The organism is Pantoea sp. X-Soil-MYKO-1785 (assembly GCF_059730675.1).
Genome location: NZ_AP036003.1, coordinates 32,814 through 49,946, shown reverse-complemented (window position 1 = coordinate 49,946; position 17,133 = coordinate 32,814). Strand labels below are relative to the sequence as shown.

At 57.5% G+C, this 17,133-nt stretch carries 20 protein-coding genes and 1 pseudogene; 5 read left to right on the top strand and 16 right to left on the bottom strand.

The features are described from left to right. Positions 1 to 19 precede the first annotated feature (19 nt). From AC6I8D_RS24505 to AC6I8D_RS24435, 15 genes and pseudogenes are all read right to left on the bottom strand, one after another. Positions 20 to 592 (bottom strand): hypothetical protein, encoded by a 573-nt coding sequence (locus AC6I8D_RS24505; RefSeq protein WP_497821210.1) that lies wholly within the window; start codon positions 590 to 592, stop codon positions 20 to 22. Further along, a complete protein-coding gene (locus AC6I8D_RS24500; RefSeq protein WP_222213955.1) occupies positions 589 to 738 on the bottom strand; it encodes a succinate dehydrogenase flavoprotein subunit in 150 nt (49 codons plus the stop codon). Before AC6I8D_RS24500 ends, AC6I8D_RS24505 begins: the two co-directional genes overlap by 4 nt. Before the next feature lie 375 nt (positions 739 to 1,113). Continuing rightward, positions 1,114 to 1,362 (bottom strand): annotated as a pseudogene (locus AC6I8D_RS24495) (DUF905 family protein); the annotation flags it as partial. Positions 1,363 to 2,334: 972 nt separating this feature from the next. Continuing rightward, complete coding sequence (locus AC6I8D_RS24490) at positions 2,335 to 4,221, bottom strand: DUF4942 domain-containing protein (RefSeq protein WP_497821209.1); 1,887 nt, start codon at positions 4,219 to 4,221, stop codon at positions 2,335 to 2,337. A 577-nt stretch (positions 4,222 to 4,798) separates the two neighbouring features. After that, entirely contained in the window at positions 4,799 to 5,116 is a 318-nt protein-coding gene (locus tag AC6I8D_RS24485; RefSeq protein ID WP_497821208.1) for a HigA family addiction module antitoxin, read from the bottom strand. Beyond that, positions 5,116 to 5,397 (bottom strand): type II toxin-antitoxin system RelE/ParE family toxin, encoded by a 282-nt coding sequence (locus AC6I8D_RS24480; protein WP_455853972.1) that lies wholly within the window; start codon positions 5,395 to 5,397, stop codon positions 5,116 to 5,118. The genes AC6I8D_RS24485 and AC6I8D_RS24480 overlap by 1 nt, the downstream gene beginning before the upstream one ends. 78 nt (positions 5,398 to 5,475) lie before the next feature. Continuing rightward, complete coding sequence (locus AC6I8D_RS24475; protein ID WP_497821207.1) at positions 5,476 to 6,216, bottom strand: plasmid SOS inhibition protein A; 741 nt, start codon at positions 6,214 to 6,216, stop codon at positions 5,476 to 5,478. Beyond that, positions 6,213 to 6,659 carry a conjugation system SOS inhibitor PsiB family protein gene (locus AC6I8D_RS24470; protein ID WP_497821206.1) on the bottom strand — a complete coding sequence of 149 codons (447 nt, stop codon included), beginning with the start codon at positions 6,657 to 6,659 and terminating at the stop codon, positions 6,213 to 6,215. Before AC6I8D_RS24470 ends, AC6I8D_RS24475 begins: the two co-directional genes overlap by 4 nt. Before the next feature lie 96 nt (positions 6,660 to 6,755). Beyond that, positions 6,756 to 7,274: a JAB domain-containing protein gene (locus tag AC6I8D_RS24465; protein ID WP_497821254.1), complete on the bottom strand. Its 519-nt coding sequence runs from the start codon at positions 7,272 to 7,274 to the stop codon at positions 6,756 to 6,758. 878 nt (positions 7,275 to 8,152) lie between these two features. Then, positions 8,153 to 8,566 carry a hypothetical protein gene (locus AC6I8D_RS24460; RefSeq protein WP_497821205.1) on the bottom strand — a complete coding sequence of 138 codons (414 nt, stop codon included), beginning with the start codon at positions 8,564 to 8,566 and terminating at the stop codon, positions 8,153 to 8,155. Between the two features lie 47 nt (positions 8,567 to 8,613). Then, entirely contained in the window at positions 8,614 to 9,051 is a 438-nt protein-coding gene (locus tag AC6I8D_RS24455; protein WP_497821204.1) for an antirestriction protein, read from the bottom strand. Between the two features lie 443 nt (positions 9,052 to 9,494). Then, positions 9,495 to 9,728, bottom strand: coding sequence for a YubE family protein (locus AC6I8D_RS24450; RefSeq protein WP_497821203.1), 234 nt, complete (start codon positions 9,726 to 9,728; stop codon positions 9,495 to 9,497). Between the two features lie 17 nt (positions 9,729 to 9,745). Then, positions 9,746 to 10,390 (bottom strand): DNA methyltransferase, encoded by a 645-nt coding sequence (locus AC6I8D_RS24445; protein ID WP_479490564.1) that lies wholly within the window; start codon positions 10,388 to 10,390, stop codon positions 9,746 to 9,748. Between the two features lie 348 nt (positions 10,391 to 10,738). Next, complete coding sequence (locus tag AC6I8D_RS24440; protein WP_497821202.1) at positions 10,739 to 10,981, bottom strand: hypothetical protein; 243 nt, start codon at positions 10,979 to 10,981, stop codon at positions 10,739 to 10,741. 36 nt (positions 10,982 to 11,017) lie between these two features. Then, a complete protein-coding gene (locus AC6I8D_RS24435) occupies positions 11,018 to 11,947 on the bottom strand; it encodes a DUF1281 domain-containing protein (protein WP_497821201.1) in 930 nt (309 codons plus the stop codon). Positions 11,948 to 12,335: 388 nt separating this feature from the next. On the opposite strand from AC6I8D_RS24435, the gene AC6I8D_RS24430 reads away from it, so the two are divergent. Both AC6I8D_RS24430 and AC6I8D_RS24425 read left to right on the top strand, forming a co-directional pair. After that, positions 12,336 to 12,614, top strand: a complete 279-nt coding sequence (locus tag AC6I8D_RS24430; protein WP_497821200.1) for a helix-turn-helix domain-containing protein — start codon at positions 12,336 to 12,338, stop codon at positions 12,612 to 12,614. 881 nt (positions 12,615 to 13,495) lie between these two features. Further along, positions 13,496 to 13,618, top strand: a complete 123-nt coding sequence (locus tag AC6I8D_RS24425) for a hypothetical protein (protein WP_497821199.1) — start codon at positions 13,496 to 13,498, stop codon at positions 13,616 to 13,618. A 27-nt stretch (positions 13,619 to 13,645) separates the two neighbouring features. Here AC6I8D_RS24425 and AC6I8D_RS24420 read toward each other — a convergent pair whose 3' ends face one another. After that, a complete protein-coding gene (locus AC6I8D_RS24420) occupies positions 13,646 to 14,347 on the bottom strand; it encodes a hypothetical protein (RefSeq protein WP_497821198.1) in 702 nt (233 codons plus the stop codon). A 286-nt stretch (positions 14,348 to 14,633) separates the two neighbouring features. Here AC6I8D_RS24420 and AC6I8D_RS24415 point away from each other — a divergent pair, with 286 nt between their 5' ends. The 3 genes from AC6I8D_RS24415 to umuC all read left to right on the top strand — a co-directional run bounded on the left by AC6I8D_RS24415 (position 14,634) and on the right by umuC (position 17,082). Beyond that, entirely contained in the window at positions 14,634 to 14,867 is a 234-nt protein-coding gene (locus AC6I8D_RS24415; RefSeq protein ID WP_497821197.1) for an EexN family lipoprotein, read from the top strand. Between the two features lie 482 nt (positions 14,868 to 15,349). After that, the gene (gene umuD / locus AC6I8D_RS24410; protein WP_497821196.1) at positions 15,350 to 15,799 is read left to right on the top strand and encodes a translesion error-prone DNA polymerase V autoproteolytic subunit; all 450 of its coding nucleotides are present in this window, start codon (positions 15,350 to 15,352) and stop codon (positions 15,797 to 15,799) included. Between the two features lie 8 nt (positions 15,800 to 15,807). Then, the gene (umuC, locus tag AC6I8D_RS24405; RefSeq protein ID WP_497821253.1) at positions 15,808 to 17,082 is read left to right on the top strand and encodes a translesion error-prone DNA polymerase V subunit UmuC; all 1,275 of its coding nucleotides are present in this window, start codon (positions 15,808 to 15,810) and stop codon (positions 17,080 to 17,082) included. The last annotated feature ends 51 nt before the right edge of the window (positions 17,083 to 17,133 follow it).

Here is a 17,133-nt window from a genome sequence, read left to right as displayed (position 1 = left end):
TCTCCGGCCTCTCTGCGAATCAGGCGCAGATTTTTCGGTTATAAATCACCTTAAAATCGGTGTATTCCGGGCAGTCCCGCAGCGGCTCCAGCCTCACCACGTTTTCAGCCACGCCGTTCATGGTCAGCACGCGCTCGACGCCAGCGTGCCAGTCCTCCGCAGAGTTCAGCGGAAACCAGAGGTTGTTATTGATCCCGCTCAGCAGCGGATCGCAGCAGACATGGATGCCGCGCCCGTGACGGGTATTGTTGCTTGCCGTCACGACCAGTTCGCCGCGAACCTGACGCGTAAATGATGCTCGCACCAGCTGCGTCACAACGTCGTCCCAGCTCCACTCCGCATCATCAGGCAACGGCAGCTCGATGCAGCGAAGTGACTTGCAGCCTGCGCGCGCCATACTCTGCGCCAGCCCCAGAACGGAAGGTTCACGACTCGCGGCGTCAGCACCTGCGATCCAGTTGCCGTGATGGAAAAAGGCTTCGTCGCCGTTGTCCAGGCGGATAAAGGTGTACTCACCCAGCACGCGGAGGATGTCGTTCTGCGTCATGGGTGCCAGCGCGTAAGGTAAATTCAGGGGCGTTGCGATGCTCATGGCTGCGCCTCCATCAGGTTGTTTACGGTCGTCATAAACTGCTGCCACAGGGCAAAGGGCATCGCGGGGACGTGCGCCAGTTGGCCACTGCGTAGGGCATTTACAAAACTCAGCGCGTGTGCGACGATTTGGGGGTCAAAAATCATAATACTCTCCTAAGGGTTTGGTCTTTGATGAGGCAGCCAGCTCGAACTGGCCGCCGTAATGAAGCAGGGGCTACCCTGCTTTTTTTACGCCTGTACGTTGCTGCCCTGCTCCAGCTCAGCGGTCAGCCACTGGCTGGCAGCGAAAAACGCTTTTTCACCCTGAAGCCCGAAATGCGCCAGCGCGATGCGCCCTGCTTCACCCCAGACTTCCGAAACATCTGCCGGAAGCACAACCGAATCCGCTGGCACGCGCTGCACCACGGCACTGGCCAGATTTTCCAGAATGTGAGCCATAGAGCTCCGGCGCTGCCCCAGCGTCATCGCGACGTCATTCAGATCGGTCAGTGCAGTCAGTTGCTCATTCAGGGACTGAGGCACGCCGCGGCTGTTGATGTACTTGCGCAGCCAGTAGCCCGCATCATGTTCAAAGCTGAAAGCCCTCCAGATAAGAGCGCCCGACGGCTCACGCACGACCAGACGGAAATGACTGCCCTGATCGTCTTCAATGAAAACGTTGCTGAAGGCGGCAGCGACGTTTGCAGCCTGTTCGCGCGTAAATGCGCCGTCGCCCAGCGCCGCTACGCAGCGCATTTCAGTGGTGGTGCTGTTCTGGGTTGAAGTCATGATGTGCTCCTGTCTGAAATTAATGATCCGGCTGACCGCCGCGCGGTGCCCGAAAAGCCCTTCTCTGACGCGGGTTTCTTCTTTCCGGTCTGGCCTTTCGCGGCAAAGGGCAAAGGAGCAACGACGAAGAGAAGGCATAAAGGGGCGACGACAAAAAGTTTTTGCGGCCCCTGGCGAAAAGTTTTTGGCGGCGTGCATTTCACCCCTTTCTGCCTGAACCGGCGGTGCTACGACCAGCCCTCCGCGCAAGGGCTGGCCGGAAAGCAGAGGAGCGTCAGAAGGGACGTTTCAGCCCGCTACGCGGGCTGGCCTTAAAGGCCCGGCGGGGGTTCGCCGGGACGGTGAAAGCGACGGCGTAGCCGGCAGCAGCCGTTGAACCTGGACATCAGACCGAAACCGCTTGCGGACGAAACCCGCAGGGGTTCGGCGGCGCTTGGCGGCTTGCCGCTTAGCGACGTAGGGCTCGACGACCCGGCTTGCCGGGGAGCCGAAGGGGGCCCACGCTGTTGCTGTTGCTGTTGCTGTTGCTGTTGCTGTTAAAAAGATTTTAACGATGGCGTGAACAGACCACTGTTCGGATAGTTACCCGGCCTGATACAGATATTCGCATAATGGACAAACGCAGCAGGACGGCAACGGCCGGTGCGACAGCACCGGCTTTTCCCGGCCCGCAGGGCGTACTGGAGATTTTTCTGCGGCTTGCACAGTAGCCAAAACGTTCGGGAGCATGCAGCGCGCCACTCATCAGCAGCGCGGCAACGATGCATCCGGACCCCGGGAAGCCCGACCGCGTGTACTTTGCGATTTTTTCAGGCTGCATAATCGCAGCCGGTGAAACCTCGAGGGGGTGTGTGCGTAAAATGTCTTTTCACGGTTAATGAAGTCTGGCCTTGTGTCGGGATCACAAAACCGGCCCAGGAATCGGGCCGGTGCTGTATCTGGCAGGGTTTCCCTGCCAGCCTGGCGGGAAAGTTACTCCGGCTTGTAGGCCATCAGGCGCACGACGCTAACCCCGGTTCCCGCAAACATGCCTTCCATCGGTGCGGACCAGCTGCAGTCCCAGCCCGGCAGCAGATCTTTGCGGTTGCTGCCCGCAGGCAGAATCGCTGCCAGTCGGCCGCCCTCCTTCACCAGCGCCGCCGCCGCGTTCAGGTGCGCCACCGCGCGCCCCTCGCTGTAGGGGGGATTCATCACCACCACGTCAAAGCGCTGCGGCGTCTCCTGCGACCACGCCAGAAAATCGGTTTCGATCACGTGGTGGCCTTTGGCCTCCAGTACGCGGCAGTGCAGCGGGGAAATCTCTACGCAGGTGGTCTGCGCCTGCGGCATCAGGTCAGCAAGGCCGCCCATGCCCGCGCTCGGCTCCAGGCAGGTTTCACCCTCGCGGATGTCGGCCTCATCAAGCAGCTGCGCGGCGAGCTCGGACGTGGTCGGGTAAAACTGGTGTGTTTTCTGATCCGGCAGCGCACCGCTTAACTGAATATCCTGAATCGCCGTTGTCGGGTCGTAGTCAAACTCGAACCAGGTGAGCGCATTGATATTCATTTTTACGCCTCCGAGACTCATCAGCACTTTTTCCGCTTCGGCGCGCGCGGCCTTGTCTCCTTCCCGGTAGCCCTTAAAGCGACGGTTAAACGGGTTTGTCGTAATGGGTTGGCGCGGTTCGTCCCAGCGGTTAGCCTGAAACGGCGTTGTGCGTTCGATCTCCAGCTCGCTCAGTTCGGCCAGCACGGAGAACGGCAGGAGGTTTGATTGCAGTGCAAAACTTTTCACCTTCGTGCGCGGCTTCTGGCGATGCTCCGCCGGAATGGCCGCCGGGTGCAGGAAGGCCAGAATGTCATTAAGTCGCCAGGCCATGTCCGGGTGAATTTCAAGATGCGCGGTTCCTTTCAGGAAGGCTTTGACGCGCAGCGCACCGCCATCGAGCGTGAGCCATTCACCGGCACGGCTGCGGGCAATCTGCAAAATTTTGTCGGTGGTGCGGTAGCTGGTTGGATCACGCCCCATGAATTTGGCGATCACCTGGCGTAGGTCATCGATGTAACCGGTGCGCTGATAGTTATTGCCGCCCCACTCGTCATAGACGCGTGCCATGATCATGCGTTTGCCGAACCCTTCCGGGCGGTTGGTGACGTGCTCACCAGACAGATTGCGAAAGATGCCGTCCACGCGCTCGGAGAAAAATTTCTCACGGGAAAATAACAGCTCGGAGAGCGTTGATCGCACGGTTGCTTCCTCAAAATCAGGCGCTTTCATTTCGCGGATCTGCTCGTTCCACTCATTGCGGCGATCGTTGGGCATGTACTCATACACGTCCGTCAGGTTTAACGCATCCTGCCAGTACGCCGCATTCAGTGATGCAACAGCCCCCGTGACGTTAAACACATCCCCTACGGAGAAACCATAACCACCCCGGCGGCCGCTCAGGTTGCCGCTGATAAAATGCGCCACCGCTGGCGTGTTTTCGTGGCTGGTCACTGCGCGGGCAATTTCCCCGATAATCGCGCGCGTATGCTGATAACGTCCCAGCAAACCATCAATCAGATCGGTCTCAACGGGCGCAAAAAAAGTATCTGAAACTACTTCCCCGGTGGCAGTAAGCGGCGCACGGTCGGCGGTTGAATCAGGGGTAACGCTGGCGAGTGTGTTTTGCATGGCATGGCTCCTTAAATCCGGCTGAGTAAGTGCAGCTCGCGCTGCGGACCCGAAAAAGACCTTCTCTGACGCGGGTTTCTTCTTCCCGGTCTGGCCTTTCGCGGCAAAGGGCAAAGGAGCAACGACGAAGAGAGGGCATAAAGGGGCGACGACAGAAAGTTTTTGCGGCCCCTGGCGGAAAGTTTCTGTCGGCGTGCATTTCACCCCTTTCTGCCTGAACCGGCGGTGCTACGACCAGCCCTCCGCGCAAGGGCTGGCCGGAAAGCAGAGGAGCGTCAGAGGGGACGTTTCAGACCGCTACGCGGGCTGGCCTTAAAGGCCCGGCGGGGGGTCGCCGGGACGGTGAAAGCGACGGCGAAGCCGGCAGCAGCCGTTGAACCTGGACATCAGACCGAAACCGCTTGCGGACGAAACCCGCAGGGGGTCGTCGGCGCTTGGCGGCTTGCCGCTTAGCGACGTAGGGCTCGACGACCCGGCTTGCCGGGGAGCCGAAGGGGGCCCACGCTGTTGCTGTTGCTGTTGCTGTTGCTGTTGCTGTTGCTGTTACTGTTGCTGAGAGCACAATTTTATCGGCGGCGGGAAGAAACAACGGAGCTGAGAACGACCTGAGCAGATTCAGTTTTAAGCATGCAGGGCAAATTTAGCCTGACGGGGATGCCCGGTGCGCCAGCACCGGCATGTCCCGGCCCGCAGGGCGGCGGTGTTGATTTTCCGGGGTGCACAGAGAGCGCAACGAAAAACCGCGCCAGAGGGCGCGGTGTGTGGGTAGCTATAGCGGCATTTACTTACCAGGCCTGTCCTGAGCGGAGGCCGCCAGCACGCCCGCGTGCAGGTGCACGCCAGAGACGTCCGTGGTTTCACGCGCCTTGTGCAGGTCGCAGGCGGCCTGCATGGATAACCAGAGACGCGCCGCAATGCCCAGCCCCGCCTCCAGCCGCACCGCCATTTCAGGGCTGACGGACGCCTTTCCGCTGGCAACCTTGCTCAGCGCCGAAGCGGACACGCCCAGCTCTTTAGCCAGCACGCGCAGGCCGATATTGTTATCTTCAATGTATTCGGTGATCAGACCGCCCGGATGCGGGGGATTGAACATAGCCATCAGTGGTAGTCCTCCAGGTTGAGAATATAGGCGTCGCCGTCCGTGAATTCGAAGGTGATGCGCCAGTTAGCCCTGACCGTAATCGAAAAAAGGTTTTTCCTGTCACCTTTCAGGGGGTGGAAACGAAAGCCAGGATAGTTTTTGAACTCATCCGTGGAAAGCGCTTCATCGATGACCAGCAGGCGAAGCCGGATGCGCTCGGCGTCCTGCGCCTGTACGCCGCTGATATCGCCTTTTTCAAACAGCTTCTGTAATCCTTTGTGCTTCCAGCTCTTAATCACTTTTCGGCTCCGCGTTTCCTGTCAAGAAACAGTATATCATACGTTTCGCATCACGAAACAGTGTGCGTATTAATTTTATCAGCCCTGCTCTGACGATTTCCGGGTCGTCAGTTTGTTGGGCACCAGCCAGCGGTTCATGTCTTTCTGCGCGCTGTCCATGTGCAGGGACCGCAGGTGAATTTCGCACGCCACCTCACAGGCAACGTCTCCGGCGTACGGCTGCAGGGTTTCCAGGCCGTTCAGCGACGGAAACCGGCGCGCCCATGCGGCGATCATGTTCTTCAGGTCGTTTTCCGGTACGTCGTCACACCAGGCGGAAAACCAGCCGCGCAGCGTTTCCGGTGTGCGGAATGCCAGTTCTGTTTCAGCCTGCCGGATGCGGTTCTCCAGCTGGCGCTCCCGGTAGTCCTCTGCCTGCCTCTCGCGCCGCCCTGCATGGCTTACGGTCTTCATGGCGGCGTGTTTTGCGCGCTCCGCGCGGCGAAAAACGGCCTCCGGAAACAGGACGGTTGCCAGCTCGCCCGGCAGCGGCAGCGGGCAAACCTCGCCCGCCGTGCTGAGGAAGATATCCAGCGCGCCTTCCCACTCGGGCAGCGGCGCGCGTTTTTCGCGCGGACGGAGGTAAATGCCCCGTATGCGGTTCAGCGTCTGGACGCTGACGCGGCTCCTGCCGCTCAGTTGCTTCATAAACGCGGCGGCCCAGGGATGGCGGGCCAGCCGCGTCCCCCGCTGCTGTGCGTGCTCAACCGCCGCGATTGCCTGCAGCGCGGCCTGACGTTCCGGCAGCAGGGTGACCAGTGAGTGTGATTTCGGGATCATGCGGCGAGCCCTCCCATCCGAAGCGCGGCGACCAGCTCACCGGCACCGGTGAAGCCCGCCCGCGTGTACTCTGTGATTTTTTTGAGCGTGGCGGACATCATCGCAGGTTCAAACCGGTAGCTGACGCACAGCCGTACACTGGAAGGGGCGCGGAGGTCGTTAAGCACCACACTCCACAGCGGCGAATTCGCAGACGGACTCACAAGCTCGACGGCGAGTCCAGCCGCATCGGCGAGGGTCAGCCGCAGGTGAACAGGGTACGCCCCGCCCCACTCGCCGCGCATCTCGCAGTCAGTGCGCCAGCAGTCCGGCAGCTGTAGCGCGTTAAGTACGGCCCCGGTCAGGCGCTGGCGGAATGTTTCGCCCCGATCGCGGTAGGCTTCAAAATCGCAGGCGGTGAAAGCCTGCAGGGTGTTAAGCGTAAATTTTTCTTCTTGAGTCATGGGATTCAGCTCTGTCTCAGGGGCATGGATCCGGCCCGGGTATCGGGCCGGAAGAGGGGCTGGCAGGGACAACCCTGCCAGCCTGGTTGCAACGGTTTACCCGTTGAGTTGTCCCCGCTCAGCCAGTGAAACAGTCTCGTTTCCTGCCACAATGATATGGTCAATGAATCGCACAGCGACCAGCTCAAGGACCTTTTGCAAGCGTCCGGTTATCGCAATGTCAGCCCTGGACGGCTCTTTGTTAAACGAGGGGTGATTGTGGCTCACCACAACCGCCGCCGCGTTCAGCTGCAGCGCCCTGTACACCACCTCCCGGGGATGAACCTCTACGCTTGAAACAGACCCCTTAAACATCTCTTCATAGGCAAGCAGCTGATGCTGGTTATTCAGAAAAGCGACTGCAAAAATTTCACGCTCGCGACCGGCAAGTTTTGCTCTGAAAAACGCCTCAGAGACCTCTGGTGAGGCAAAAAAGGTCCCGGTAGGGTAGCGATGATCGATAGCGCGCGCGGCTTCATCCAGGATCTGGCTCTCCGTGGCCATCACGTAATTTCCCTGGGCATCACGAATCTGAAGGCGGGTGAAAAACCGGACGTTATCACTGACGCTTTCCAGGCGAGGCCCGGGTGCTTCAGGTGCGGTGTTTTCAGGGTTTTGCGCGTTATGACAGGGCATCATTTCAACCGGCGCACGGTCGGCGGTTGAATCAGGGGTAACGCTGGCGAGTGTGTTTTGCATGGCATGGCTCCTTAAATCCGGCTGAGTAGGTGCAGCTCGCGCTGCGGATCCGAAAAAGACCTTCTCTGACGCGGGTTTCTTCTTCCCGGTCTGGCCTTTCGCGGCGAGGGCCGGGTAGCAACGACGAAGAGAGGACATAAAGGGGCGGAGGCAAAAAGTTTTTGTGTCCCTTCCGCAAAAAGTTTTTGACGGAGTGCATTTCACCCCTTTTTGAACGAACCGGCGGTGCTACGAAAAGCCCTCTGCGAAAGACCAGGACGGAATGCAGGGAAGCGTCAGAAGGGACGTTTCAGGCCGCTACGCGGGCTGGCCTTAAAGTCCCGGCGGGTTTTGCCGGGACGGTGAAAGCGACGGCGCAGCCGGCAGCAGCCGTTGAACCTGGACATCAGACCGAAACCGCCTGCGGCCGAAACCCGCAGGGGTTCGGTGGCGCTTAGCGGCTCGCCGCTTAGCGACATAGGGCTCGACGACCCGGCCCAGCCGGGGAGCCGAAGGGGGCCCGAAGTGAGATTTCTGGTTTGCTTACTGACCGAATCAACACCACAAAAAAGCAACCGTTTCGGCAATAATCCGACTCACAAACCCATCTCAGTGCATAAAAACCGGCTTAACTGCATCGTTATCACTGTTTGACTGACTTACCTGTGGGTGCGGAAAGCTGCGCCGGCAGGCGCAGGTCTCCCGCAGGCCGCCGGAGGCGGCAGGATGTTTTCGCGGCCGGAAAGGGGCGGCGGGCCTCCCTGCCCTGCCCCGGCTTATTTTTCCAGTGCGGCCATAACTGTTCTGATGGCCTCATTCTCCAGTGACCAGAGGCGTTTTGCTGTTCCCTCACCGCCCTGTACATCCTCAAGCCGCATATAATCGCCCGCCACGCGCAGCACCTGTGCCAGCGCGGTAGCGGATACGGTAACTTCCCGCGCCTGTGCTTCCTCTTCGCGCAGGTTTGTCAGCATGTCCCGCACTTCATCCCGACCGATGCCATAACGGCGGTGGTCGCCAGCCTCTGCAATAAACTCCAGCACCCTGCCCGCCTCTTTCTCTGTTATGTCCATGCATTCCGCGCTGTCCAGCACGTCTTCCAGCGTCCAGACCAGTACCGCAACCTGGTTGTCCTCACCAAATGATTCGATCAGGTGGGCACACACTTCTTTAACGTTCCCGTACATCATGTTTTTTCTCCTGTTAACGGGGCGCTCTTTGGCGCCCCGTGGGTTAATCAGTCCAGCGCGGCAAAAATGGTGCGGGCTTCGGGATGAGTGAAGGCATAGTCGGTCAGCTGGCGGTGACGGCGGCAGTAAAGCGCGCACAGCTCGCCCTCGTCGTGACGGTCATACATCCAGCTACGGTGATTGAGCACCAGTGAAGTGATCACGATGCCCGCCGCCTCGCTGCTCAGGCGCACATCGCTGTGATTTGCCGGGTTAACAAAACGCCAGGTTTCCTCCGCTGCGGGCTTCATGAAGCCACCGCCGGACGGCAGCAGTGCAAAATCCCATACGCCGCCGTCGTAGTCCGCCAGGAAACGATCGGCGTACAGGTACACGTTGTTTTCGGCGCGTATGAAATCGTCGCCAAAAATCGCCGGCAGAAAACGCAGGCGCGTATAGCCGTCAAGGACGCGCGCGGACTCAAAAGCAGGGGTGGCAGTATTCATCAGAAATCTCCGCTGTCAGGGTGGTAAACCGTTCCGGCCTGTGCCGTGACTGAATGACAGCCCGGCGAAAAGCGGAGTGTTCATGAGCACCGCCGGAAGCCGCAGCGCAAGCGAGCACGAGGCGGGATTACGCACGGCGGCGACGCGAAGCATGAGCGGAGGCGCGACGGGAGTAAGCCCGCGGAGGCGAGTGCGAACGGGTGAGGACGGTGAGCGAAGCGATCTCTTGAACACGCAGCGGCCGGGCTAAAGTGAAGTCACGGCACCGGCCGCAGACCGCACGGTTTTTATTCCCCCGCCGCAGGCGGCATAGTGCGGCGCGCAGCAACATCCTTTTCGTCTTGTCCACATCCGGGGTGCATATCCGCCCCGGAACCCTGTGGATAAAACTGGCCCTGCCGTGCGCCGGCAGGGGTGCAGAGCGGTGTTTGTTTATTAATCAGTCACGCCCTCAGGTGTTTCTGTATCACGGCCGCGCGCCGGTACAGCTCCACCAGGTCGTTATCAATCCCCTCAATCAGCAGACCCGTCATGCGCTGTTCCCGGCTGGCGCCGTGCCACAGCTGGCGCGCAATCATGTCGCGCAGGCGCAGGTGAAACTCATACAGCGATTCTTCCAGGTCGGCGACGTCGGCCGCCAGGGTATCGTTGTCAGTGTGCATAGTGTGATCGTTCATCGGGTTCTCTCCTTTCATCAGGCCGCGCGGGCGTCGCGGTGGGCATACAGGCGGCGCAGGCCGGCGGCGTGGTACTGCTCCATCAGCTCGATACCGATCCAGCGGCGCCCGCATTCCTGAGCGGCCACGCAGGTCGAACCGCTGCCGGCAAACGGATCCAGGACAATGGCGCCGGGCTGCGTAAAGGTCTCAATCAGCGGCCGCAGGGCGCTGACCGGCTTTTCGGTCGGGTGATGCCGATTGCCGGTGTACTCCCATGGCATCACATCAGGCAGCGGTTTCGCCGGCAGCGCCGGGCGCCCTTTGGCCAGCACGTAGGCACTTTCGTGCTGATAGCCCACAAACGCAGACTTTGAGGCGTAAGGTTTGGTGAACACGATGTGGCCCACCACACGGAACCCCGCCGCCTTCCACGCCTGCATAAAAATGTCTATCCGGTTCCAGCCGTAGAAGCTCACCGCCAGGCTGTTGTCCTTGAGCACCCGGAACATCTCGCGGCTGGCAGGCGTCACCCACTCGCTGTTAACGTCGTTGGCAATCGATCGGCCGGAACGGTCTTTGAAGCCGACGAGATACGGCGGATCGGTGAGGATGAAATCAATACTCTTGTCCGGAAAGCCGCCCATAACCTGTACGCTGTCGCCGTGCATGAATCGAGACATAGTGATGCTCCTGTGTATGAAGGGGGCACCGGTAGTGGTGCCGTGACCTCCACACAGACGGGCGAACAGCAGAGCAAACAGGGGCGACACCGGAAGCCGCACGCGCCGCCGGAGCGGACTGAATGTCCCGCGCACGGCGGGGAACGGGTGAGGATGTCGGCGCAGCTTCCCTTGTTTGCGAAGCAGCCCGGCTACCGTGAGGTCACGGCACTTCATGCCAGCCGTTTACCGGCCGCAGGACGGGAGACGGCATGAAGGCGGAGCGCAGCGACATACTCATGTCATTCAGGCAGTAATGCCGCCGTGACCGGCGGCATCAGAGAATCTGCAGCTGCATACCGGGCAGCGCTATGCTCCTTCCTCCTCCGGTATGACGGCATCGATGGCCATCTCCAGGTGCCACCAGTTAAATCCCTCGTTCGCATCATGATGGTCTTCGGCAAATTCCATCGCGGCAGCAATCTCCTGCGGCGTCAGGGAAGGTTTAATGGCCAGAAAATCCTCTGCCAGCCAGAAGGTGCCGCAGCAAAGCTCGTCATCGCCGACGGCCGCCAGCCGCTCCCTGAATTCCCGAACGGTCATCTCTCTCATCACATATCCGGGGGGCCTGCGCCCGCCGCCTCCTGTTCAGCCGCCGTAGCTGGCCACGTTGTCAATGATCCATGCCGGGCCCGTCACCTCACTGAACCCGAACTCGTCTTCCTCATCGCCCCACTCCAGCGAGTCGCAGCACTCCCCGGTCTGACAGCCCGCTTCATAAACAGCCCATCCGCAGTAGCTGCTGCCGGACTCGGCATACCAGTGCTCAACGGTGACGCCGTAACGCTCGCTCAGCGCTGACAGCACATCCGGCGAGGGAGGCGACCAGGGCGTATCAAAATCAGCGTCAAAAGTGACGAGCCCGGAGTGCGACACGTCAAGATTGTGCGCGTGTGGCCACTTTGTGCCGTAGCGTTCAACTACGTCGCTAAACCCGTCCGGCACACCATGGAGCAGACGTCCGTTATATCCGTTTATCTCCGCATCAAGACGCGGCGGGATCAGCTGCAGCATGTCGAACGGAAGTGCCTGCAGCGGCAGCGCGTCTTCGCGACACTGGCAGTCCCACGACTCGCTGAGGCCGTTATTACCCCGCATCCAGTACCAGTCACCGTGCTTTATCTGCCACAGCCCGGCGATCACCGTCTGCTGCTCAGCAGAGAGCGATGACCACGTCATGCGCTGCAGACCGCTGGCCAGCCACAGTTCGTGCAGCTTGTTGCAGATTTCTGGCGTCAGTTCTGCGCCGTCACGCAGATGCGCCACCCACTGTGTAAAAGCACGGTTCTGCGGAGTATCGTTTCCTGTCACCTTCACCAGAGCGGGATACGGGGCATAGTCCGTCGCTTCCACCGGGCGCAGCAGCCCGGCACAGCCCGCCAGAAAGAGCTGGATCCCTTCTGCAGCCGCCCGCGCGTAAAGCGGAACACCCTCCCCGCCTTCAATCAGCGTCAGCGCATTTTTTACGTGATATTCCGGGCCTGAAACCCGCAGCCTGTTGGCACACCAGTTTGGCATGTTGACTCCTCCGTTAAGGGTTGCACGGCACCATCTGCACCGTGCCGCCACGGAAGCCGGGCGCAAAGCGGAGCAGGCAACGGGCGAAGGAGGAAGCCGCACGCGCCGCCGGAGCGGACTGAATGTCCCGCGTACGGCGGGGAACGGGTGACGACAGACCCCTTGCCGGCGCAGCGGCCCGGCTAAGGTGAAGGCACGGTGCAGGCCCGATGGCACAGAGGGAGCTTGCATGGCATTTTTAGGAACGGGCGCCGGCCTTTGCAGCGCTGTGGCGTCACGCATGTGGGAGAAGAGAGAAACTCGAATGATCAATAACTTCTAAAAAAAGTGCAGTTTTTGCACTTTTTTATAGATAATAAAACGAGACATATGGGCAAGGAGAAGGAATATGACTGGCTGGCAACTGAGGCTCTGGCGCCGGAGCCTGCTCTGGAGCCGTGACAGGGCTGCCGAAGAGCTTGGGGTAAGCCTTCGCACGTACAAAGACTACGAGAACGCAGAACGTGTAAAGCGATCGGTGGCGATGGCCACTGTTACGCTGTCGCTTATCAACGTTATGCCGGCGCTGAAATCCGATCAGCTCAGCAAAGACCTCCTGCTGCAGATGCTTCAGAAAATGACGGCCGAGGTCTCAGGAAAAGAAACTGGAAGCGATTCTGGCAGGTGAGAGGCTAAACGATGCTGTCTGTATTAGACCGATAAGGCGGACTGACGCCTGGCTAATGTTCACTAAGAGTTGTGAATAGCTGAGCTCGCACTTGAGCCGCAACGGCTGTTGCTAGCTATGCGGTCTATTAATCAACGGATAAGCATGAATTTAATTTCTCCCACATACACTCTCGAGTCGAAAGAAATTATTTAGCCCTCTTCCGAACTTCAGATAGAACAATATTTAACCACTTAGTTCGTGAAATCTGATAAAACACTCAAACCAGCACCCATCTAATACAATGAATAATATGAGCTTTTCAGCAAGTTACGAATGAATGGCTTTAGTGCAGCAGGTAACTCTCACGAGTGATGAAAAGGGCAAGATGTTCCATACAATTTGTGGCATGCTTATTTGGTCAAAACGAAGTGGGTGAGACAGGCACAAAAAAACCGCCCGGAGGCGGTTTGATTGAATCCAGAGGAATGTTATCAGGCATTTCTCTGGAAAGGCAAAAATTGTTATCAGGCAATTTTTGCCGCTGCTGATTTGCAGTAGCAAACACAAGCAGAAGCTTTCGAATCCAGTATCACGTTTTGGCGTATGGTTTGCAACTTGTGCAGGTGAGTAAATTTCACTCAGCCGGCTTAAGCAAGGAAGCAAATGTGAACACTCTGGATCGAAACACCGTTTTTTACGCACAACTTAGTAGCAATCGGGAAAGGCAATGAAAGTTAGAGCGATGTTGTGGCATGCTCTCTCGTGTTGCTAAGAGCAAGGTGGATTATCAGCCATTTCGGCACCTTGCCAGTCCTATCCACCGACCAAGCACAAGCAGAAGCTTTCTTTCTCTTGCGCGGCGCGCCGAACGCCACTGGTCAAACCGTAAGGCTCCACGCATGAGACGCAACGCACTTGTTGTGTCACTGCTGATGGCATTGCTGAACGCCTATAGCGGCAGTGAGGGTATTAATATCAATACCACCATTAACGCTCCGGTGAACGTAATTCACAGTAAGTGACAGTAAGCCGCCCTTGGGCGGCTTTTTTTATTTGTCAAGGGTCTGTTTGCGGAGTTCAGCAAATACGTCAGGTGTTTTATGTGCCGTCAGAGCTTCCTGAACGTCGTTGAAGTAGTTTTTTAATATATCTGTCATCGCCTGGAGAGAGCCAGCTTTAAAGTTGACCTGCTCACCATCCTGAACTAATTCATTTGAAAAAGTGGCCATCAGCTCTAATAGCTCAGGAATAGGCTTATTATCATTCGAGACGAAACGCGCATCGTTGTGCGCACAAGCATTACGCAACTTAGTTACTTTTTTAACAGCAGAGTAATGATCTGAAGTTTTCATGCCTATTATCTTTCTGGCATACAGATCACAACGCTCAAAACCACTACCTTTGAGATCAGACAACCTTACGGGAGCGTTGTGAATTCTTGCAAAGCCATTGCATAGCTTCTCGAAATCGTGCTCAAGCATGCCATATAACGTCAAGAAGACAGAGCGACGTGTAACGCTGGGATAGTACGATGTGAACATATCATCTAAATCAACAGAGCCGCTATCAAGCCCCATATAGTACTCAACAATGTGATAAGCATTATCTTCAGCCGAAATTTCATGCTCTTCCACTTCAGGCCCTTCAGTACGATATTGGCTTATATTCGCTTCGATAGAGGCATCAGTTTGCGCATTTAGAGAGGCAATAATTTCAAAGGTCAGGCTTACGTCATAATGTGAAAATTGCATTGGAAGGTTCAGTAGAGCCTTAAATTTGAACATTTCTTATTTCCCATATACGTTGAGCTTTTTCTTGAGCCCGGTGATTTGCTCCATAATAATTATTGGAACTTGATGTTAACAACTTCTGCTTTTAGCACATATTGGACTTAGTACATCCTTACTTTGTAAACACCGTTTGCACGCGCCGAACAAAATTTCCCTTCGTTCAGGAAAGCCTCCCATATGCCGAACCGTGGAACCGGACGCGTTGCCGAACTATAATTTGTTCCGCAGTCCATGCATTAAAAGGTAAATGATGAGAACGGGAATACTTTCACTAGGTGTGCTGGTCGCCACGCTACTCGCCGGCTTTGATGCGAATGCACAGAGCCTTGAGTGGTATAAGGCGAACGATAAGGAACGAAACGCGAAAGTTGAAGAGTGTAAAAAAGCCTCCGATCCGCGCGGCACCGAAGACTGTCGCAACGCGATTGATGCCAGCTTCCGTAGCGGCTCATATACCAAAAGTCCAAACAAGAGTTGGTGAAAATCATACAAGCCGCCGCCAGGCGGTTTTTTATGTGCCCTTTTCGCCGTTCGGTTAAACGCCTTAAGCACTAAACAGCTTCCACTCGCCTGACTTTGAGCGCTATGAACGAGCAGCGGGCATGTGATTTTTGGAGGCGGCACAGCCTGCAATTTCGCGGTAACCGAAGCATCGGCCACAATTAATACCTGCAAATTTCCGGCTGGCCGCCCATCTGCAGAAATGCAAGCAATGCGAAGAACCGGAGAGCGGTTCTGCTGCAGATGCTTCAGAAATGACGTCCGACGTCACTGGAAAATAAAACTGGTCGCCATTCAGGCAGATGACCTGCTAAACGGCGATCGTTCAGCTTAGGGACTTGCCAGACAAATCCGCCTAATTAATACTGTACATAAACACAGTATTTATTTGAGGAGGATTTTTATGCGTGACGTACAGACAGCAATTGCCTTATCCCCGGCTCATCTGCAGAGGGCAGATCTATGAAACAGGCAGCCTGTTCTGCGGATCTCACTCTGCTCTGGCCACCCATTTTTACGCCCAGAGTACGCGTGCCGCTCTATGCGGAGCCCTGCGCGGCCGGCTTCCCCTCCCCTGCACAGGATTACGTCGAAAAAGAGCTCGATCTCAACGAGCTCTGCATTCGCCGGCGCGCGTCGACGTTCTTCGTGCGTGCCAGCGGCAACAGCATGCAGGATCTCGGCCTGTTTGATGGCGACGTCATGGTGGTTGACCGGGCAGAAGAGGCCGCGCACCACGACATCGTCATCGCGGAGGTAGACGGCGAGTTTACGGTCAAGCGCCTGCAGCTGCAGCCGTGCATTGCGCTGCTGCCCATGAATCCGGCCTACCCCGTTATCTACCCGGAAGAGCTGCAGCTGCTTGGCGTGGTCACATGGTTTTTTAACAGTACTCGCGCGCGCCGGAGGTAACCATGCCCATGTTAGGATTAGCCGACGCAAACAAGTTTTATGCCAGTTGCGAGGCGCTGTTTAGGCCGGACCTGCGCGGCAAACCCGTAGTGGTGTTGAGCAATAACGATGGCTGTGTAATCGCAAGATCGGTCGGAGCAATCGCCATGGGTATCAAAATGGGTATGCCGTGGTTTCAGCTTAAAGCCCAGGAATATCCTGAGAAAGTTCACGTATTTTCAAGCAACTTCGCCTTATATCACTCGCTTTCGCAGCGCATTATGACAGCGCTGGAAGAAATGACGCCCCGCGTTGAGCAGTATTCCATTGATGAAATGTTCCTCGATTTGAGCGGCATCGATGGCTGCGAGGACTTTGAGCACTTTGGCCGGCGCCTGCGCGCGCACGTACTGGCCACGACTGGCCTGATCGTCGGCGTGGGCATGGGACCTTCAAAAACACTGGCAAAATCAGCGCAATGGGCAAGCAAGGAATGGAAGCAGTTCCGGGGAGTACTGGCGCTGACGCCCGGCAATCCTAAAAGAACCGAAACTCTTCTCCTGAATCAACCTGTAGAGGAAATCTGGGGGGTGGGACGTCGCATCGGCAAGCGCCTTAACCTGATGGGTATTGAAAACGCCCTGCAGCTGGCGCGAGCGCACCCTGCCCTTATCCGCAAGAATTTCGGCGTTGTGCTTGAACGAACCGTGCGCGAACTTAACGGCGAATCATGTATACCACTCGAGGAGATGCCGCCAGCGAAGCAGCAGATCGTCTCCAGTCGCTCTTTCGGCGAACGCATCACCACAAAGGTGGCCATGCAGGAGGCGCTTTGCCAGTACGCCACGCGCGCAGCAGAGAAGCTCAGGAAAGAGCGTCAGTTCTGCCGGCACGTTGGCGTATTTATCCGGACCTCGCCGCACGCGAAAGATGAGGTGTTCTACGGCAACAGCGCCGGTGAGAAGCTCCCGCGCCCGACGCAGGATACGCGTGACGTCATCGAGGTGGCCATGCGCTCGCTGGACCGCATCTGGCTGGAAGGTCGCCGTTATATGACGGCAGGCATCATGCTTGATGACTTCACGCCGCATGGCGTCAGCCAGCTGAACCTGTTCGATGAAGATCAGCCGAGAAAAAACAGTGCGCAGCTGATGAAGGTGCTGGACGGCATAAATCAGTCCGGGCTGGGAAACCTGTGGTTTGCGCGTCAGGGGGTGAACAACGAGTGGAAAATGAAACGGGAGCTGCTTTCCCCAGCCTGGACCACAAACTGGAAAGATATCCCTGTGGCATTTGTCAGATAAGGTCTGTCGAACAAATCGGATGAGAAGCCGATCGTTTTCAGCGCTGCCCGT